The 17,202-nt window shown below is 58.9% G+C and carries 13 protein-coding genes and 2 pseudogenes; 7 read left to right on the top strand and 8 right to left on the bottom strand.

Going from position 1 to position 17,202, the window contains the following annotated elements:
- The 5 genes from glpB to BM348_RS09900 all read left to right on the top strand — a co-directional run bounded on the left by glpB (position 1) and on the right by BM348_RS09900 (position 6,138).
- Complete coding sequence (gene glpB, locus BM348_RS09915) at positions 1 to 1,344, top strand: glycerol-3-phosphate dehydrogenase subunit GlpB (protein ID WP_092905525.1); 1,344 nt, start codon at positions 1 to 3, stop codon at positions 1,342 to 1,344.
- Positions 1,341 to 1,469, top strand: coding sequence for a hypothetical protein (locus BM348_RS22200; protein WP_281244692.1), 129 nt, complete (start codon positions 1,341 to 1,343; stop codon positions 1,467 to 1,469). Before glpB ends, BM348_RS22200 begins: the two co-directional genes overlap by 4 nt.
- Positions 1,466 to 2,845, top strand: coding sequence for an anaerobic glycerol-3-phosphate dehydrogenase subunit C (locus BM348_RS09910; RefSeq protein ID WP_092905523.1), 1,380 nt, complete (start codon positions 1,466 to 1,468; stop codon positions 2,843 to 2,845). Before BM348_RS22200 ends, BM348_RS09910 begins: the two co-directional genes overlap by 4 nt.
- Positions 2,845 to 3,990 carry a Cdc6/Cdc18 family protein gene (locus BM348_RS09905; protein WP_092904469.1) on the top strand — a complete coding sequence of 382 codons (1,146 nt, stop codon included), beginning with the start codon at positions 2,845 to 2,847 and terminating at the stop codon, positions 3,988 to 3,990. The genes BM348_RS09910 and BM348_RS09905 overlap by 1 nt, the downstream gene beginning before the upstream one ends.
- Before the next feature lie 63 nt (positions 3,991 to 4,053).
- Positions 4,054 to 6,138 carry a hypothetical protein gene (locus tag BM348_RS09900; protein WP_092904466.1) on the top strand — a complete coding sequence of 695 codons (2,085 nt, stop codon included), beginning with the start codon at positions 4,054 to 4,056 and terminating at the stop codon, positions 6,136 to 6,138.
- A gap of 57 nt (positions 6,139 to 6,195) precedes the next feature.
- On the opposite strand, the gene BM348_RS22570 is transcribed toward BM348_RS09900, so the two are convergent.
- The 3 genes from BM348_RS22570 to BM348_RS09890 all read right to left on the bottom strand — a co-directional run bounded on the left by BM348_RS22570 (position 6,196) and on the right by BM348_RS09890 (position 10,626).
- Entirely contained in the window at positions 6,196 to 6,330 is a 135-nt protein-coding gene (locus BM348_RS22570; RefSeq protein WP_449272239.1) for a DUF7503 family protein, read from the bottom strand.
- 234 nt (positions 6,331 to 6,564) lie between these two features.
- On the bottom strand, positions 6,565 to 7,494 hold the full coding sequence (locus BM348_RS09895; protein WP_092904464.1) for a DUF368 domain-containing protein: 930 nt from the start codon (positions 7,492 to 7,494) through the stop codon (positions 6,565 to 6,567).
- A gap of 129 nt (positions 7,495 to 7,623) precedes the next feature.
- Complete coding sequence (locus tag BM348_RS09890) at positions 7,624 to 10,626, bottom strand: oligosaccharyl transferase, archaeosortase A system-associated (protein WP_092904463.1); 3,003 nt, start codon at positions 10,624 to 10,626, stop codon at positions 7,624 to 7,626.
- A 208-nt stretch (positions 10,627 to 10,834) separates the two neighbouring features.
- Here BM348_RS09890 and aglG point away from each other — a divergent pair, with 208 nt between their 5' ends.
- Complete coding sequence (gene aglG, locus BM348_RS09885; RefSeq protein WP_092904461.1) at positions 10,835 to 11,785, top strand: glucosyl-dolichyl phosphate glucuronosyltransferase; 951 nt, start codon at positions 10,835 to 10,837, stop codon at positions 11,783 to 11,785.
- 144 nt (positions 11,786 to 11,929) lie between these two features.
- On the opposite strand, the gene BM348_RS09880 is transcribed toward aglG, so the two are convergent.
- From BM348_RS09880 to BM348_RS09870, 3 genes are read right to left on the bottom strand one after another with little or no spacing between them, the layout of a single operon-like run.
- Positions 11,930 to 12,814: a glycosyltransferase gene (locus BM348_RS09880; RefSeq protein WP_092904459.1), complete on the bottom strand. Its 885-nt coding sequence runs from the start codon at positions 12,812 to 12,814 to the stop codon at positions 11,930 to 11,932.
- Positions 12,815 to 12,818: 4 nt separating this feature from the next.
- On the bottom strand, positions 12,819 to 13,715 hold the full coding sequence (locus BM348_RS09875) for a glycosyltransferase (RefSeq protein WP_092905521.1): 897 nt from the start codon (positions 13,713 to 13,715) through the stop codon (positions 12,819 to 12,821).
- 11 nt (positions 13,716 to 13,726) lie between these two features.
- Positions 13,727 to 14,557, bottom strand: a complete 831-nt coding sequence (locus BM348_RS09870; protein ID WP_092904457.1) for an FkbM family methyltransferase — start codon at positions 14,555 to 14,557, stop codon at positions 13,727 to 13,729.
- Between the two features lie 317 nt (positions 14,558 to 14,874).
- On the opposite strand from BM348_RS09870, the pseudogene BM348_RS09865 reads away from it, so the two are divergent.
- Positions 14,875 to 15,189, top strand: a pseudogene (locus tag BM348_RS09865) (IS630 family transposase); the annotation flags it as partial.
- 268 nt (positions 15,190 to 15,457) lie between these two features.
- Here the strand turns inward: BM348_RS09865 and BM348_RS09860 are convergent.
- Together BM348_RS09860 and BM348_RS22415 are read right to left on the bottom strand one after the other, a co-directional pair.
- Positions 15,458 to 16,273 carry a hypothetical protein gene (locus tag BM348_RS09860; RefSeq protein ID WP_139231177.1) on the bottom strand — a complete coding sequence of 272 codons (816 nt, stop codon included), beginning with the start codon at positions 16,271 to 16,273 and terminating at the stop codon, positions 15,458 to 15,460.
- Between the two features lie 217 nt (positions 16,274 to 16,490).
- Positions 16,491 to 16,780 (bottom strand): annotated as a pseudogene (locus BM348_RS22415) (IS630 family transposase); the annotation flags it as partial.
- Positions 16,781 to 17,202: the final 422 nt, after the last annotated feature.

Here is a 17,202-nt window from a genome sequence, read left to right as displayed (position 1 = left end):
ATGGCCATCGAAGACGACGTCCTCGTCATCGGCGGCGGGCTGGCGGGCGCGACGGCCGCCCTCTCGGCTGCCGAACGCGACGCGACGGTTCGACTGATCAGCTACAAGCAGAGCACGCTCCGCCACGCCAGCGGACTGATCGACGTGCTCGGCTACGAGCCGACGGCGGTCGCCGGCACGGGCGGCGAGCGCGAGGAGAGAGAACCGACGCCGCTGGTCGATCCGTTCGAGGCCATTCCGGACCTCCCCGAGGGCCACCCCTACGAGCGGGTCGGCCTCGAGGCGGTCCGCGAGTCGCTTCTGTTCTTCGACTCGGTCGTCGGCGAGGCCTACGCGGGCGACCACACCGACGCGAACGCGCTCGTGCCGACCCACGGCGGAACCGTCAAGCCGACCGCTCGCTACCCGGCGACGACCGCCGCAGGGATCGCGAGCGATCCGCGGTCGACCCTGTTGGTCGGCTTCGAAACCCTCCCCGACTTCGACGCCCCGCTGGCCGCGTCCCACCTCGAGGCCGCCGGAGTTCCGTTCGAGAGCCGCGGCGTCACGCTCTCGTTCCCGGGAATCGAACGGGACGACGCGAAGATAACCCGGTACGCCCACATCCTCGAGCGCGACGAATCGGTCGATTCGGGTGCCGGCGCGGCCTCCGCACGGGCGGCGCTCGCCCACGCGATCGGCGCGGAACTCGAGGGAGAGTCTCGAGTCGGACTGCCCGCGATACTCGGCGACGACCACGCGGACACCGTTCGCCGAGACCTCGCGGAACGGCTCGGCGTCGACGTCTTCGAGGTGCCGATGGGGCCGCCGAGCCTTCCCGGCATCCGGCTCGAGGACCTGCTCTACGACGCGCTCGAGGAGGCGGGTGTCCGGGTGACGACCGGCGTTCCGGTCGTCGATTACGAGTCCGTCGACGCGGACGGGGCCGCCGCTAGCCGCGGGCGTATCGACCGCGTCCTCGTCGATCGGAAGCGAAAACGGGTTCCCTACAGCGCGGACCAGTACGTCCTCGCGACTGGCGGACTGGTCGGCAAGGGGGTCCAGTCCGACCGCGAACGGGTCTACGAGCCGATCTTCGATTGCCACGTCGCCCACAGCGAGGATCGGTACGACTGGTTCGCCGACGAGGCGTTCGGCGAACATCCCTTCGCCCGGTTCGGCCTCGCGGTCGATCGGGAGTTGTACCCGCTCGGGGCTGACGGCGAACGCGAGTTTTCGAACCTGCGCGCCGCGGGCGGCGTGCTAGGCGGGTTCGACGCGCCCGCGGAGAAATCCGGCGGCGGCGTGTCGCTTTCGACCGGTTACGCGGCGGGGGCCGCTGCCGGCGAGGAGGTGGACCGATGAGCGGGCGAACGACCAGCGAGCGGACGACAGGCGAGTGCGAGAATCCGCGGATTCGACCGAAACGGCCGACCGAAGCCGGTCGGCGGGCGATTACGGCGACTCGAGCGACGACGGTGATTCGATGAGTGAGACACACCAACCAGCGGACGACGGATCGGGAGACGACGAGTTCGAACCGGTACAGGTCTTTCCGGAAGCCGAGGAGATGGACCTCCGGCCGGGCGCGGACGACTGTTACAAGTGCTCGACGTGCGACACGAACTGTCCCGTCGCCGAGGTCGACGACGAGTTCCCCGGCCCGAAGTTCCAGGGGCCCGAGCAGTGGCGGCTCAAGCGACAGGACGACCACGACATCGACGACTCGGTGATGAAGTGTTCGAACTGCATGCGCTGTGATAACGCCTGTCCCTCGGAAGTACCCCTCTCCCAGATGCACAACACGGCCCGAGGCGAGTACGTCGAAGAGAACATGAGCAAGCTCTCCCGAGAGTACTGGCGGAACCGGCTCCTCTCGAACTACGGCACCATGGCTCGCATCGGAAGTAAAGTACCTCGACTCACGAACTTCGTGATGGGGTTGACAGTGACACAGGTCGTAAACGAGAAGCTGTTGGGGATCACCGGCGAGCGGACGTTCCCCGCCTTCGCGACGGAGACGTTCCGCGAGTGGTGGGAAAAGCGGGGCGGGGCCGCCGCCTCGAGGGAGAACGCGCGAGAAGCCAGAACGCGCCGAGACGACTCGAGTGCCGACGAGCGAAAGCGGGTCGCGTACTTCCACGGCTGTTATTCGAACTACAACACGCCCGAGGTCGGCAAGGCGATGGTGGAGGTTTTCGAACACTTCGGCTACGAGGTCGTGGTTCCCGACCAGCGGTGTTCGGGGACCCCGATGTACGCGAACGGGATGTTAGACGACGCCGAGCGCGCTGCCGAGACGAACGTCGACGAACTCGGCTCGGCGATCGAGGCGGGGGCGGACGTGATCGCCTCCTGTACGTCCTGCTCGATGTCGCTCCGCCAGGAGTACCCCGAACTCTTTGACTTCGAGGACACCGAGTCGGTCGCCGAACACACCTGGGAGGCCCTCGAGTACCTGCGGGTTCACGAGGACCTCGAGGACGAACTCGCCGACGCAAGCGTCGACTCGGCGGACGTCGCCTATCACACGCCCTGTCACGCGCGCAACCAGGGCCTCGACGGCCAGACCGTCGAACTGCTCTCGAGTATCGACGGCATCGACGCGCACGACGTCGGCGACTCGTGTTCGGGAATCTCCGGTACCTACGGCTGGAAGGAAGAACACTACGAGACGTCGATGAAAATCGGCGAGGAGATGTTCGAGCACATGGAGCAGATCGACGCCGAGGCGGGGATGACGGAGTGTCCCACCTGCGCGATGCAGATGGAACACGGGACCGGCTACGAGATCGACCACCCGCTCGAGATACTCTCGGCGGCGCTGGTCGACGGGCCCGAAGCGGGCGGAGGGGACGCGGCCTGATGGACCTGCGCGATCGCATCGCTCGCCGACGGTCCGCACACAACGGGGGCCGGCTCGTCGTCGACCGCGAGTACCTCAGCCCCGCCGTTCACGCGACCGAACCCGTCGGTCGCGGCTCGGTACTCGAGCAGTGTCTCGACGCGCTCGAGCCGGTGTTCGACGGGGACCTCCCCCCGCCCACCGCGGTCGTCGGGCCGCCGGGTTCGGGAACGTCGGCGATCGTCACGACGCTTTTCGCGGCGCTGAACCAAACCTTCGGCGACTCGGGGCGGGCGATCGGAACGTCGACTCGGACCGGCCGCGCGGGTCCGACGACCTGGTTCGTCTACGTCGACGGTCGACGGGTCCAGACCCCGTTCGCGTTCTACCGGGCCGCGCTCGCGACGATATCCGACGACGCGGTCCCGACCAGCGGCGTCGGCACCGACGAGCTGCGAGAGCGGGTTATCGACCGACTCGAGCGCCCCGACCGACGGGCCATCGTCGCGATCGATCACCACGACGAACCCGAGACGCTGACCTACGATCGGGTTCTCGACCTGCTCGAGCCGGTCGGAGACGCCGTTCGAACCGTCGCCGTGGGAGCGCGCGAACCCGACGACTGGCACGACGCCACGATCACCGTTCCGGCCTATCGACAGCACGAACTCGTCGACATCCTCGCGGATCGGGCGTCGACCGGGCTCGCCGCCGGCGCGTTGGCACACGATTCGATCCGCCGCGTCGCCGAGTGGGCCGACGGGAGCGCCCACGACGCCCTCGCGGCGCTGTACGTCGCGGCGATTCGTGCGAGCGACGACGGAGCGGACCAGATCAGAGCGGCGGACCTCGAGGCGGCGATCGCGGACGTGCCGAAAACAGGTATCCACATCGATCGAACGCTGGCATTGTCACAAAGCCGTCAACAGGTACTACTCGATTTGCTGTCAGTTTCGGACGGCTCGAAACCGATCCGCGAGGTCGCTCGAGCGATCGACGCGGAGTCAGAGGTCACCGCGAGCACCGCGACGCGATTCCTGTACGAACTGGCCGATATCGGGGTTTTAGAGCGTGTCGGGCTCGAGTCGACGGGATCGGGTCGGCGCCCGAGCACGGTCGAACCGCGGTTCTCGCCGATCGCGTTTCGATCGCTGATCGCCGAGTAGCGTCAGACACCGGCGGTTATTTTTTGTACTCTGCACGCAATTGATAGATAGTGAAGAGGTAGCATGAGTATTGAACTCGAAGTAACTAATCGACAGCAGGGACTCGACATCTACGACTCGATCGAGCAACGTCGAATCCAAGTAGAGACGGCTCAACGAGTCGCGCCCGAAGCGGCATCTCCTGACGACTTTCACTTTCCCGTCGATACGGTTTGTACCTTCGAAACGAACGAACTCAGGTTCGATCAAGTCTACTCGGTCACGCTCCACGACGACTCCGGGCGGAGCGAGGGGAAACTCGACGTCGGAGAGACGGTACGACTAGAGGATCGAACGCAATTCATCGGCTTCAGCGGGCCGATGAAACTGTACTTTCGGATCGAATCCGCCGGAACTGTTAGTATTGGACTGACCTCGATTCGACTCTCGTTCGACCAGGAGACGCGGGTCAGACTGGGAATTCGGTCGCTGCACGACCAACCGGCGAACACGATTACGACGCCACCCAACCTCGAGTCGATGACCGAAGCGATTTCCGCGTTTCCGTCCGCACTGAAGACGCTCTCGCCCGAGCGGACGTGGCCGACGCTCCGCGGCCATCCGCCACTCGTCGAACTCGGCGATTCCCTCGAGATTCCGGACACGATCGAACTGCCCGACAACGAGATCACGATCACGATCCCCGACACGTATCAGGGTCTGTTTCAGGCCGCACCGCTCGCCTTCTATCTGGGCGCGCAGATCCGGATCGGAACGGACCCATCGATCGAAGCGGGACGGTTCGAATATCCACTCGGCACCGAAGGAAAAGCGTTCGAAGACGACGTCGCGACCGTACTGAAGCACGTTTTCTTCCTCGATTGTATCACGCGAGGCGAGGGGATCTTCCAGTACGACCTCTACGAGCGAACGATGCTCGCGGATCAGTTGCCGTTCGACTTAGCGGAGATGTACGCCGCGTCGCTCCCGGAGCGACTCGAGCGCTATCTCGAGTTGCCGTTCGACGAACTCGAGCAGTACATGCCGCGGTGGCCGCTAACCGCACACCTTCCATCGAACCCCGAGAGCGTCGAACTGCTCCCGTTTATCGTCAACGAACTCGGGGTGATTCGAGAGGTGCGCGGAACGACGACGGAGACGATTCCCTCGCCCGAGACGACACCGACGCAGGTCGTCCGATCCGCCAGCCGCTCGGAAACGACACGAACGTTTTCCCCGGAATCTGACCGGGCGCTCGTCAAACCGAACGTGACCGACGAATCGATCGAGCACGCGTGGTTCGGCGACGGAATCCCCAAAAACGCCTCGAAAGCGACTATCGACGCGTACCGCAACCAGTTATCGTTCACCGCTCGAAGCGAATCCATCGAGATTTTACTCGTTTGCAACGACGCGCGAATGCTAGACGAGCACGACCTCCTCGATAACGTCTACGGCAACCGGGAATCGCTCCCGTTCGAGGTCCACTCTGAGTTCGGCGTCGACTCGAGCCGACTCGCCTCGCTCCTGACCGACGGCGGCTACGACTTTTTCCACTACATCGGACATGCGACCGAAGACGGCATTCGGTGTCCAGATACCGACCTCGACGTTCGATCGCTGGATTCCGTCGACGTGAGCGTCTTTTTCCTCAACGCCTGTCGCTCGTACGATCAGGGGCTCGCCCTCACCAAACGAGGGGCGTTCGGCGGCGTGACCACCTACAGTGACGTCATCAACGAACACGCAGTCGAGATCGGTGGGACGATGGCGCGACTGCTCAACCGCGGGTTCCCCCTGCGCGCGGCGCTTGAGGTCGCACGAAAGAACTCCGTTCTCGGCGACGAGTATCTGATCGTCGGCGACGGCTCGATCGATATTGCCCAAACCGACGGCGGGGCACCACTAATTGTCGAACTCGACAGAGACTGCGAACACGGGCTTGATTTCTCTGTCCAGACGTATTCAACCAAAGAATTCAAACTGGGATCAGCGACGGCGTCTAACCTCCCAACAGTGAGCGACCGTCATCTCACTCCGGGTTATACACCGTATTCGAACGTCGATAGACAGTCGCTCGAAGAATATCTCATGTGGAACGAATTACCGATACTTGTTGAAGACGAACTTCATTGGAACGAGGGAATCGGTCCGTTTACCTTAGAATAGTAGCCAAACTACCAACTCGACAGCCAACGATTTTCGGGAAAATTTAGCGGATTGGAATTACGGCCCTACTTGGGTATTGCTTCCTGCAGCCACTGTTCCCGCCTGCCCGAGCAGCATGACAAGCGTGAACAGCGCGCCGAGCAGTCGTGGGTGCGATGCGAGGAAGTCTTTCGTGGCTTCTGTTGCGGACATTGCATCTCAATGGTTGTTACCATTGGTAATAAATTTATCTTATATACCCATAGATGTTTTATGTTAAATGTGTAACTAAGAATATAAGATCAGGTCGTCTCGAGGAGAGAATTGACAGCAGGCGGCCGATTTCCGTTCCCTATTTCCAATAGGGAGTCACATTGGGCAGGTGAACAGTATCGACCCACGACGCGCAAACGCCTAAAACGGTGTGACCGGTTCGATATCGGTCGCTTACGCGTAGTCGAGATCCTCCGTGTATCGATCGACGAGGAGCACCGCCGCTCCGCCGACGACGGCGGCGACGACCGCGGCGATCGGTGAGTGACCGACACCGCCGTCGAGGTTCGTCCAGACCTCCACGATCGGCAGTCGAAGCGACCCGGTCATCAGACTGACCAGGAAAACCAGCGTCAGCGCGCGGTATCGATCCAGCGCGCGCCGAACGACGTGAGCCATCGAAAAGAGACCGATCGCCGCGCCGACGACGAAGACGACGACGATCGTTCCGGTATCGACGACCGGCCCGAGCGATTCGCCGGTAACGAGCCCGAAAATGCTGTCGACGAACGAACTCAACGTGCCGGTCATGTACTCGTACTGCCCGAGCAAGACGAGGAAGAACGACCCCGAGACGCCAGGTAACACCATCGCACAGATCGCGATCGCACCCGCGACGAACACGAACGGAAGGGCGTGTGAAATCCCGCCTGCGGACACTCCGGTAACGGCGAGCGCGATCGCGATTCCGAGCGCCGCCACGACGAGTCGCCGAGCCGTCCACGTGTCGATATTCCCGTAGAGGACGACGGCCGAGGCGGCGATCAACCCGAAGAAGAACCCGTAGGTCGGAACCGGATAGGAGGTCACCGCGGTGTGCATCGCCTGCGAGAGGACGACGATCGACGTCGCGATCCCGAGCCCGAGCGAGATGAGGAAGGCCGCGTCCGTCCGCTCGAACAGCTCGAGGAACGCCTGGCGTCCCGCCGGCGTGTGGAGGCGGACGGCCGGCCCGAACTCGCGCGGATCGATCGCCGTAATCGCCTGGATCAGGCGATCATAGATGCCGACGATCAGCGCGATAGTCGCCCCCGAGACGCCGGGGACGACGTCTGCCGCACCCATCGAGAGCCCTTTGCAGTAGACGCGAAGAAATTCACGCATCGCTCAGAATCTATTCTGGGGGTCGGCAAAAGCGTTCTCACTCGTCTTCGAAGTGTGGAGACGGAGAAACGAAACCGCGGGAACGTGTTTCGAGAGGGGACGAGTCGACGGCGACGTTTCCTCGCTGGCTTATTCGTCTTGCGTGTCAGCCTGCGCGTCGTCTGTCTGGTTGCCGCCGTCGTCAGTGACTGTCTCGTTGTCGCTCGATCCGTCGTCGGACTGGTTTCCGTCGCCGCCTGTGTCGTCCGTCTGATTGCCGTCGTCGGTTTCGTTTCCGCCATCGTCCACGACATCGTTGGCCGGTTCGCCGACGTCACCGTCTTCGACGGCCTCGAGAGAGCCGGCATCGACCGATTCGCCCTCGAGAACTGCGGTTTCGGAGACGTCGACCTGACCGTCGTACTGCTCGACGTAGGACAGGTTGCCTTCGTCGGCGGTCACCGTCAGGTTGTACTCGTCGAGCGCGTCGATGCTGCTGTTGGCGTAACCGTCCTCGACGCCGAGGTCACCGCTGGTCGAGTACGGCACCGTCAGTTCGTAGCTGCCGTCGTCCTGAATGTCAGCTTCCTGTGCGTAGCCGAAGACGCGCCCGTCTGTCGTCTCGAGTCGGAGCGTCGCCGTGATCATCGCGCTGTCGTCCGCGGCGAGCTCCTCGTCCTCGATCGTGCCGGTGATCGTCGCGCCCTCAACGCGCTCGAACGTTTTGACGGCGGAGCCGGCACGCCGGTCGAAGATTTCTACGTCGTACGACGATTGTTCGTCGATCTGGCTCAGCTGGGTTCCAATCGCATCGGTATATCTGACGTTGACGCCGATCTGTGGCTGTCCGTCCTGAACGAGTACTTCGTCACCGTCCATGATGGCGTAGCTGATAAACGGCGTCCGCTGGATGTTGTTCTCGTGGACGAGCCGGTAGTGCTCCAGATTGTGCGCGTTCTCGAAGTACAAGTTCGAGAGCATCGTCTGGCCGTAGAGGCTCTCGTCTTCGACGTATTCCTCGCCCTCACGTTCGCTAAGGTCTTCGGCGGTGATCGTGTCACCGGATTCGTAATCCGCGGGGAGCGCGTACTCCTGGTAGTCCGGACCGGCCCACTGCGTGATCGGATCGAACTTGCCGCCAGCCATCGACGAGTCGATCATCACGTACCGCATCTCCTCGTCGGTGGCGTTGGCGTCCTCGAGCGCGGTCTCGAGTTCCTCGTCGGAGACGTCCGCCCAGTCGACGTTTGCGTCGCTGCTGATCGTCTCGAGGATCATTTCACCGCGTTCTTCCGAGTCAGCGGTCAGGTACGCCGCGGACGACCTGGCGTTTTGCTGGAACGGGTTCGAGTGTGGAATCCGTTCGGCCTGGGTCGTTATCAGGTGGCCGTAGTCCCACCACGACATCACGCCGTAGGCGCCCTCCGGATAGTCGTAATCGTTGTCGGGTGGATTCTCGTAGGTGCCGTCGTAGGCGAGCTCGCTGGCGTTGTCCGCACCGGCGTAGTTGCCCGGCTCCGGCGTGTTCTCGGCGAGCCACGCGTTGGATTCCTGCCAGATTATCGACTCTGCGTTCGGCCTTGGTTCGGGGCTCCCCGCTTCGGGATTGTCCCCGGTGACTTGCCACGGGCCGGCGGCGGCGAGCGGGATCGACGCGAAGACGAGTAACACGACCATTCCGACGACGATGATCTGGTAGGTCTCGATCTGTTTGACGCTCTCGAGGCCCTGCTCGACGTCGAGGTTGATCATGCGGGCGATATCCGCGATGAACACCGCGTTGAGCACCGCCACCGGGAGCACGAGGTAGTACGCGAATCTGGCTTGCGTCGCCGCCATACTCGTCAGGAACACGGCCCAGACGATCACCAGGGTGTGCTCCGTGCGGTACTCGCGGCCGAAGTACGGCCGCGCAAGGAGAAACACCATCCCGACGATCATCGTGTAGAAGGCCGCGCCGAACTCGTTGAACACGTACGTGGACAAGAAAGCGTCAGGCCGCTGGGCCTCCTGAATCGTCGCGTCGGTGGTGGCGTCGCCGAGCGGTATCATTCGGCGGGTGAAGTTGTTCGTGAACGTCCCGAAGAGGTCCGGAAGCACCACCGCCATTCCGGCGAACGTGACCAGAATCATCCCGGCGATCGCCGCCGGGTAATACCGGCGCTCGAGACCGCGCGAATCCCACTGGCGCGCGAACCAGGCCATGAACAGACAGCCGAACCCGACCAGCAGGGCGGCGACCGGTTGGAGGATACTGAAGCTCGTCGTACCCGTACCCAGTTCCTCGATGAGCAGCGCCGTGACGAGCGCGGTGACGCCCATACTGATCGCGCCGACGAAGGCGACGTGATCGGGGGAAATCCCGCGGACGTAATCGTGACAGAGCTGGACCGTGAAGAAGGCGGCGAGAATGCCGACCAGGAGGACCCCGGAAGGCCAGACCCAGATGTACAGTGCGACCGCAAGTCCGGCGAGGGCGCTGTAGACCGCCGGTGCCTTCAGCGTCTTCCAGTCCCGGTCGACGAGCAGTTCGTAGATGGGTTTGTCGCGTTCGCCCGCGCGAAGCGCGACCATCATCGCGAGGACGGCGATGGCCATGAACAGCACTTCGCCGACGTGGTGGTCGAGTTGGCCGACGGTGCTCCGGGCGAGGAAACTCCCGGGGAACAGCGAGAGGACGACGATCGACACGATGCCACCGGCGGTGCCGCCGAGTCGCCGTCCCATGTAGAAGACGGGCACCGCGACGAGCGCGGCCATCAGCGGAATCGACAGGAGCGCGACGGTAAAGAGCGTCTGCGGCGACGGGTCGCCGAGGCCGACGATCATCGCCGCCGTGGCGATGAGTTGATCGAACAGCGTCCCGAACTGTCCGACGTAAGTCCCGGTCGGAAACCCGGTGTACACCTCGTAGGGCATCGTGTTCGGGAAGTTATCCGCGGTCCACCTGATCGTCCGCCACTGGTAGTACGAGTCGACGCCACTCAGCATCGGCGAACCGTCTCGATACGTGAAATTCTCTCGGGGTCGAATTCGGACCCAGTACATAAACAGCATCACGACCCCGATCAGGGGGATGTGATACCACCGTTTCAACGTCTCGAGGACGGAGGACTCCGTGTCCTCGCCGACGTGTTCCGTGTCGGTACTCATTGACTTGGACGTGTCCCAAGTCCGGAATAAGCTTTGCCATCTACTCGTCGTCCGGTATCCGGAGCTGCGGCGGTAATCTCGGTTTGTCTCCGTTTTCGCGAGGTGGAGTTTTACCGTCGCCAGCGTCAGGTCCGTCGCCGCTCACAGGTTCGAGTCGACTCTCGGCGAACGAAAAGGCTTATTCGCCGGTCATCGCAATCAGTCGGTAATGAAGGTCTCCGTCGTTATCTGTACGTACGCGATGGAGCGATACGGCGTCTTTTCGGAGTGCGTCGAAAGCGTCCTCGCCCAGCGCTATGACCCCCTCGAGACTGTGCTCGTCGTCGACGGCAACGACGACGTCCTCGAGCGCGTCGAGAACGATTTCGGCGACCGCGAGGGGGTCGTCGTCCACTGCAACGACGAGAACCGGGGCATCTCCTACAGCCGGACGAAGGGGGCCGAACTCGCCGACGGGGAGGTCGTCGCGTTCATCGACGACGACGCCGTCGCCGAACCGGACTGGATCGACGAGCTCGTTCGCGTCTACGAGCAGACCGACGCGAACGCCGTCGGCGGCCACGTCGCGGCCGACTGGGTCACCGAGAAACCCGACTTCTTCCCCGCGGAGTTCTACTGGCTCGTCGGCTGCGACGAGCGCGGAATGGGCGAGCACATGGAGGAGCTGCGAAACACCTACGGCTCGAACATCTCCTACCGACGCGACGTCTTCCTGAACGTCGGCGGTTACGACCAGAACACCGGCCGCAAGGGCGACAGACACATCCAGGCCCACGAAGCGCCCGTCTGCATTCGGATCGCGAACAAGTACGGCACCGGCGTGATCTACAACACCGACGCAGTCGTCCACCACAAACTCTTCGACTACCGTGGCGAGTTTCGCTGGCTCGTCTTCCGGTCGTTCTGGCAGGGGTACTCGAAGCGGATCATGGACCTGTTGTTGCCAGAAGCCGCGGGCGACAAGAATGACTACCTCAAACAGCTCATGCTCGAGTTCGTTCCCGATCGGCTGCGGAGCCTCGTCGGCGGGCCGTCGCTGGCGAAGGTCAAACAGCTCGTGGCGATCTTCGTCTTCACGGCCGCCGTCGGGTTCGGCTATCTGTACGGGTTGCTTTCGGTTTCTCGGTCAGAGTTGGTCGAGGAACAAGATTTACTATGAGTGAGTAATGGGGCTACAAAGGAAGCGACGGAGGGGCCCTTGAGTACAATCGAAGTCGAAATTCGAGAGAGCGGACCGACGGCAGTATGCTAGACGGCCACAAATTCGGTTATCACTCACACCTCGAAAGAGGGAGCTATCGGTTTAGGACTCGAGTTGCGGGATCCTGTCCTCGAGCGTCCCGCCTCGGTCGCCGGTGAGATACTCGCGATAGTACCCCAGGCCGCGAACCGCCGTGAGCGTTTTCGAGAGCGCGCCGAACGCAAGTCGGTCGCTCGTCTCGAGGTCCGAATCGGGCGACTTGATTCCCGACGGGCGCGGCGGAACGCCGGGCGTGCCGTAGCGCTCGGGATGAAACCGCTGGAGCTGGCACAGTCCGCGACCGACGCGGCGATCCTTCTTTACGTGCTCACCGAGCGTGTTCCGGGTTGGATGATACATCGTCACGTCGTCGGCGAAGTGCATGTCGTAGCCCGCCTCGTGCACCCGATTTCCGAACTCCTTGTCGCCGCCGGACTCGAGGCGGTGATCGAACAGCCCCACGTCCTCGAAGACCTCGCGACGGACGAACAGACAGCAAGTCGGGGCGAAGTGTTGGTGCTCGAGGTACTGCTCGACTGGAAAGCCGGTGTGGTGGTCGTATCGGGCTGCGAGCGAGGGATCATCGGGAAGTGTGAGTTCGACGTTACAGCCCATGTAGTCGGCGTCCGTGGATTGGAAGGTTTCGAGGGCCGACTCGAGCCAGTCCTCGGGGACGGTCATGTCCGCGTCGACGAACGCAAGGATATCGGCGTGGGTGTTTCGGATGCCGGTGTTTCGAGCGGCGTAGGAAGATTGGATATCGGTTTCGTTCTCGAGAGTGATTCGATCGTCCTCGTAGGATCGGACGACCTCGGGGGTGCGGTCGGTAGAGTCGTTGTCGACAACGATGATTTCGATCTCGTGGCCGGTTCGTTGTGCGCGGAGCGACTCGAGGGTCGTCGCTACTCCGTTGGGATCGTTGTAAACGGGAACGATAATCGTAGCCATCGAACTACTCCCCCCAGTGAATATCGGCGGTTTCACAGATCGAACTCGCCGTCTGAGTCAGTTTCAGACCGTACTCGAGCGCGTAGAAGCCGACCATCTCGGACGCAGAGACGGACGTATCGGCATACCGGCGGCGGAGTCGCCACGGACTCGGCGGCAGGAACCGTATCGGGTGCAGTGGATGCACGTAGTCACCGACCTCCGGATGATGGCGACGCATCTGTGCTCGGCCGCGGCCGATCCGTCGCGCCTTCGAGCGGAGTTCCTCGAGCGAATCGCGAGCCGGATGATAGGCGGTTATGTCGCCAGCATACCCCTGCTTGAAGCCAGCGTCGTGAACGCGCTGGCCGAACTCCTTGTCACCACCCGACTCGAGGTTATGGTCGAACAGGCCAACGTCCTCGAAGACTTCACGTCGAACTGCGAGCGCACAGGTCGGCGCGAAGTGTTTGTGTTCGAGGTAGCTCTCAACGGGGAACGACAGGGCCTGTTCGTATCGTTCCCAGAATGTTGGCGAGTCGGTATCCGGAACGATCTTGACGTTACAGCCGAGATAGTCGCAGTCACGAGACTCGAGGGCCGAGACCATGTCCTCGATCCAGGCCTCTTCGACCCACATGTCCGCGTCGAGAAAGAGAAGGATATCTCCCGAAGAGTGTTTAATACCCGTATTTCTTGCAGCGTAGGATGATTGGATATCGATTTCTTCAAATGATTGAACAAGGTTACAATGATCAGATTCTATATTATGTATAACCTTCCTTGTTTGGTCAGTCGAATCATTATCAATAGGATGGATTTTGTAGCCCTTGTACTCTTGAGAGAGAAGGGATTCTAGCGTCGTCTGTATTCCGTTAGGATCATTATACACGGGAACAATAACCGAAACTTTTGTCCGCATCTGATCAGTTGTCATTTTGTTGCCTTCATCATAGATCGTCCTCCTACTTCCTCATCTATATATTCAATCTCAAATTCGGTATTAGTCAGACTATCCTTAACTTGTTTAGGACTTCCTCCAAACGATTGAACACGATCGAGATGAATTTCGCAATAGATTGTTTTGCAGTTAGGGGCCGAGAAGGTATCTTTCGCCCCTTTAATGACGTCAAGTTCTGCTCCCTCTACATCGATTTTGACTACCGTTGGAACTGGTAAAGTATACTCTTCTCGTAGATCACCGAGTCGACGAAAAATCACTGGAACAGTAGATTCTGATTCAGTTGTATCAAGTGAGTGATCACCGAAACCGGCTTTCTGTCCCTCTTCAGAGAGTTCAAACGTTCCGTTTTCATCTGAGAGTGCCAGTCGAAATATCATTCCATCAATTTTGTTCCGTTCGAGATCTCGTTTTAGGGCTGCTGCATTCATAGCGTGAGGGTCAAATGCGCATATTTTACACTCTGAGACCGCTGGTCCAAATAAATAGGAGTAGAGGCCAACATTAGCCCCAATATCGTAGAATACATCATCTTGTGAAGTATCACCGAGCACATTTTCCAATGTTTTTTGCTCGTCTTTTAGATCATACGAGAGTTCAAATTCATAATATGTTCTTGTTTCTATAGATGCTGATATCTTTCCAATGATTACGTTCGTGGTCGGCCCCGATGATTTGTGATAGTATATAAGAAATATAGTTCTAATTCCTAAATTCCAGTAAGCAAATAGAAAGATAGCCGACACGAATGAAACCGGTCCATATGACCGCAAAATCTCAATCCCTTTTCGTACTAGTTGCATTATCGGATGTTATCAGAGGAAATATTTTAATACTCCGGCTCTGTTGAACTGCATTACTGGTGATATTTGAAAGCGCGTCTCTCTGGTCCGTTTGCAACCGAAACTGGGCAAACGTGGGACTAATCAAAACCGCACGACAATAAGAGGATCCCAACAAAACCACCACTCCCGATATAGCTCCAAGACACACATTATATTTAAACCCCCAAACATACTGAATATTATATATCACTACTATTGTATGGATTGGGGTTAAATTTAGCACCACAACTATAGTAGCTATTAGGACTTTCCGCCCATAGGTGGTTGGAGCTTCTATTGGATCACTCGACGATATCTCCGTCGAAGAACTCCACGATCACTCGACAGCGTCGAGGGAAGGAAGCCGACACAGCGGCTGTTAGTGGCAATTGCGTACAAAAACAGTGTTACGCAGACTGAACTATCCGAGTGGTATAAACCGGTCGGCGAACAATCTACAGTTGGCTCAAGCGACTCTACACTAACGAGTCGCTTGAGCAGGCCGTTACTGATGTTCAGCGATCTGGGAGAAGGGAAAACCATCAGAAAAATAACAAGAATTCGAAGAAGCTGTCTACGAGCTACCCGAAGAAGTTGGGGTTGACGCGCCCATCGTGTTTAGTTACGCGAATTCCATCAGGCGGTAAAGGCTTGTAGCCACGTTTCCGGGGTCGCTGGATCGGCACACTCCTAAGATTCATCAAATTCCGCCGTGTAGCACTCGCTGAGCAGGTCTGTGAGCGTCATAGCCAAACTAGCTCTACGACCTGGTCATTCCTCAAACTGGCCTCACTAGACGGTGCCTGACGATATAGTGTATTAGCTATCTTGTTTCGACTACAGAACTTCGTTAGGAATTCTATAATATATTATGATTAATTATAGATACCCTAACTGTTCTAAACGATCTTGGACTGCAACAGAGTCGTTAAGACTGTATTTAGGTGCAGTTGGTTCATACTTTCCCTTGTCGGTCGCTGTAGTTTTGACCCACGGAACACGTCGCATACATGGAATTGGACAGCCAATCACGTGCCGGTAAAAACCGTACTCGCCGAACGCTTCTCCGTGATCGGCGGTAATCACAACCCTCTCACTATCGATATTTTCGAGCAGGAGTTCCACCTCATCCAGAACGAGTTTGAGATTATCGAGGTACGCACCCCATACATCATCTCTGGACGCTGTTCCGGCTTTGAGGGGATCGAAAGGACGCTGTAGAGATTCCCCTGCGAGCGGGTACGGATCGTGAGGGTACATATAGTGGACGATAGACCTATCCAATTCGGAATTTCTGATAGCCTGAATCGTTCTATCCGTCGTGTATCTCGGATTCACACGCCGGCCGTCACCGCTCCCAATGATCCACTCAGAAGAGTCTTCAAAGTCCACCCGCCATAGTTCCTCCAAGTACCCAAAATCCGAAGAATCGACTACATTGTAATTCTCCGGACCGAACGGAATCGGTGCATGTCCGGTATGTCCATCAGATTCAAACACTCGCTCCGTATAGCCGTTCCCCGTAATATACGCAGTCTCTTGGATGTCCTCCAAGTACTCAGCGGAAAACGTGTGATTCAACCATTCAAAGGAGGTGCTTCCAACAGACGTAATCGAGTTAACTTGGGTGATGAAGTCATACTCGTCTGCGACTTCACGCAACGCATCAACCCTACACGCGTCTAGGACGATCAATGTATCCCACTCTCGATCAAAGATGTTCGTTCCATACTGTCGCTGCTGAGTTGCTGTCAAGAAGGCCCCAACGTACACGTAGTAGGGGGGACGAGCAATCCTACTCACGACCGACCGATCACTGGTACGAAAGTGCTCGATGCTTTCCGAAAGCCAATCGGAGAAGCTAATAGTCATCTATGGCGGGAGATACTGGCGTACTATCTTATGTTTTCGGTTCTAGAAGCATTTCTTGTTCATCTTCTCCGAACTTCGGGGATATCTGTTCCCCGAAGTTCGGCGTCAGTTGACCAAGTTCATCCTTATTCCAGCAGCGATCCCACCGATTTTCGGTTAATTCAGACTTCCCAACTGGTTTATTGCCTCCTCAAGCGTGTCTCCTTCATAGGGATTCTTTATGAAGGTAAGATGGCGGACGGCCTTCGGATCGTCCGCCTCGGCCAGGAGTTGATTAAGCTCTTCATCAGAAAGATGGAGAATAACGTCCTTTCGACCATTGCCGCTCACTGTGTTGATTATCTCCCTTCGGACCTAAAACATCTCTCACGTACTACAACAGGTTCGCGGCGCTCGCCTCTAAGCAAAAGACTTCAACTGGAAACATAGTCGAGTGATGAGTCAGCATTACTCTTGCCCGCTACGCTTTCATAGCGCCCGCTCTATTCGACCAACAATCTACTTCCGAAGGGCGTTAACAACACTACTTCATCAGCCATATCTTTCCATTCTGATCTCAATATCTCGAAGTGCCCTATGAAGTTGTTCCAGAGTTGTTAAACCGACGCATAGTCCACTAGCAGATACCTATGAATCTATGGAATATACCGTGGCGAGCTCATCGAAAATATCAACTCGACGGATTCTCCGAGTTAGCTAAGTCATCCATAGACACGTTTCTTGTCAATATACTAGGCTATCGTTTTCTTTAC

This window comes from Halostagnicola kamekurae (assembly GCF_900116205.1).
GTDB lineage: Archaea > Halobacteriota > Halobacteria > Halobacteriales > Natrialbaceae > Halostagnicola > Halostagnicola kamekurae.
This window is presented reverse-complemented; position numbering and strand designations above follow the sequence as displayed.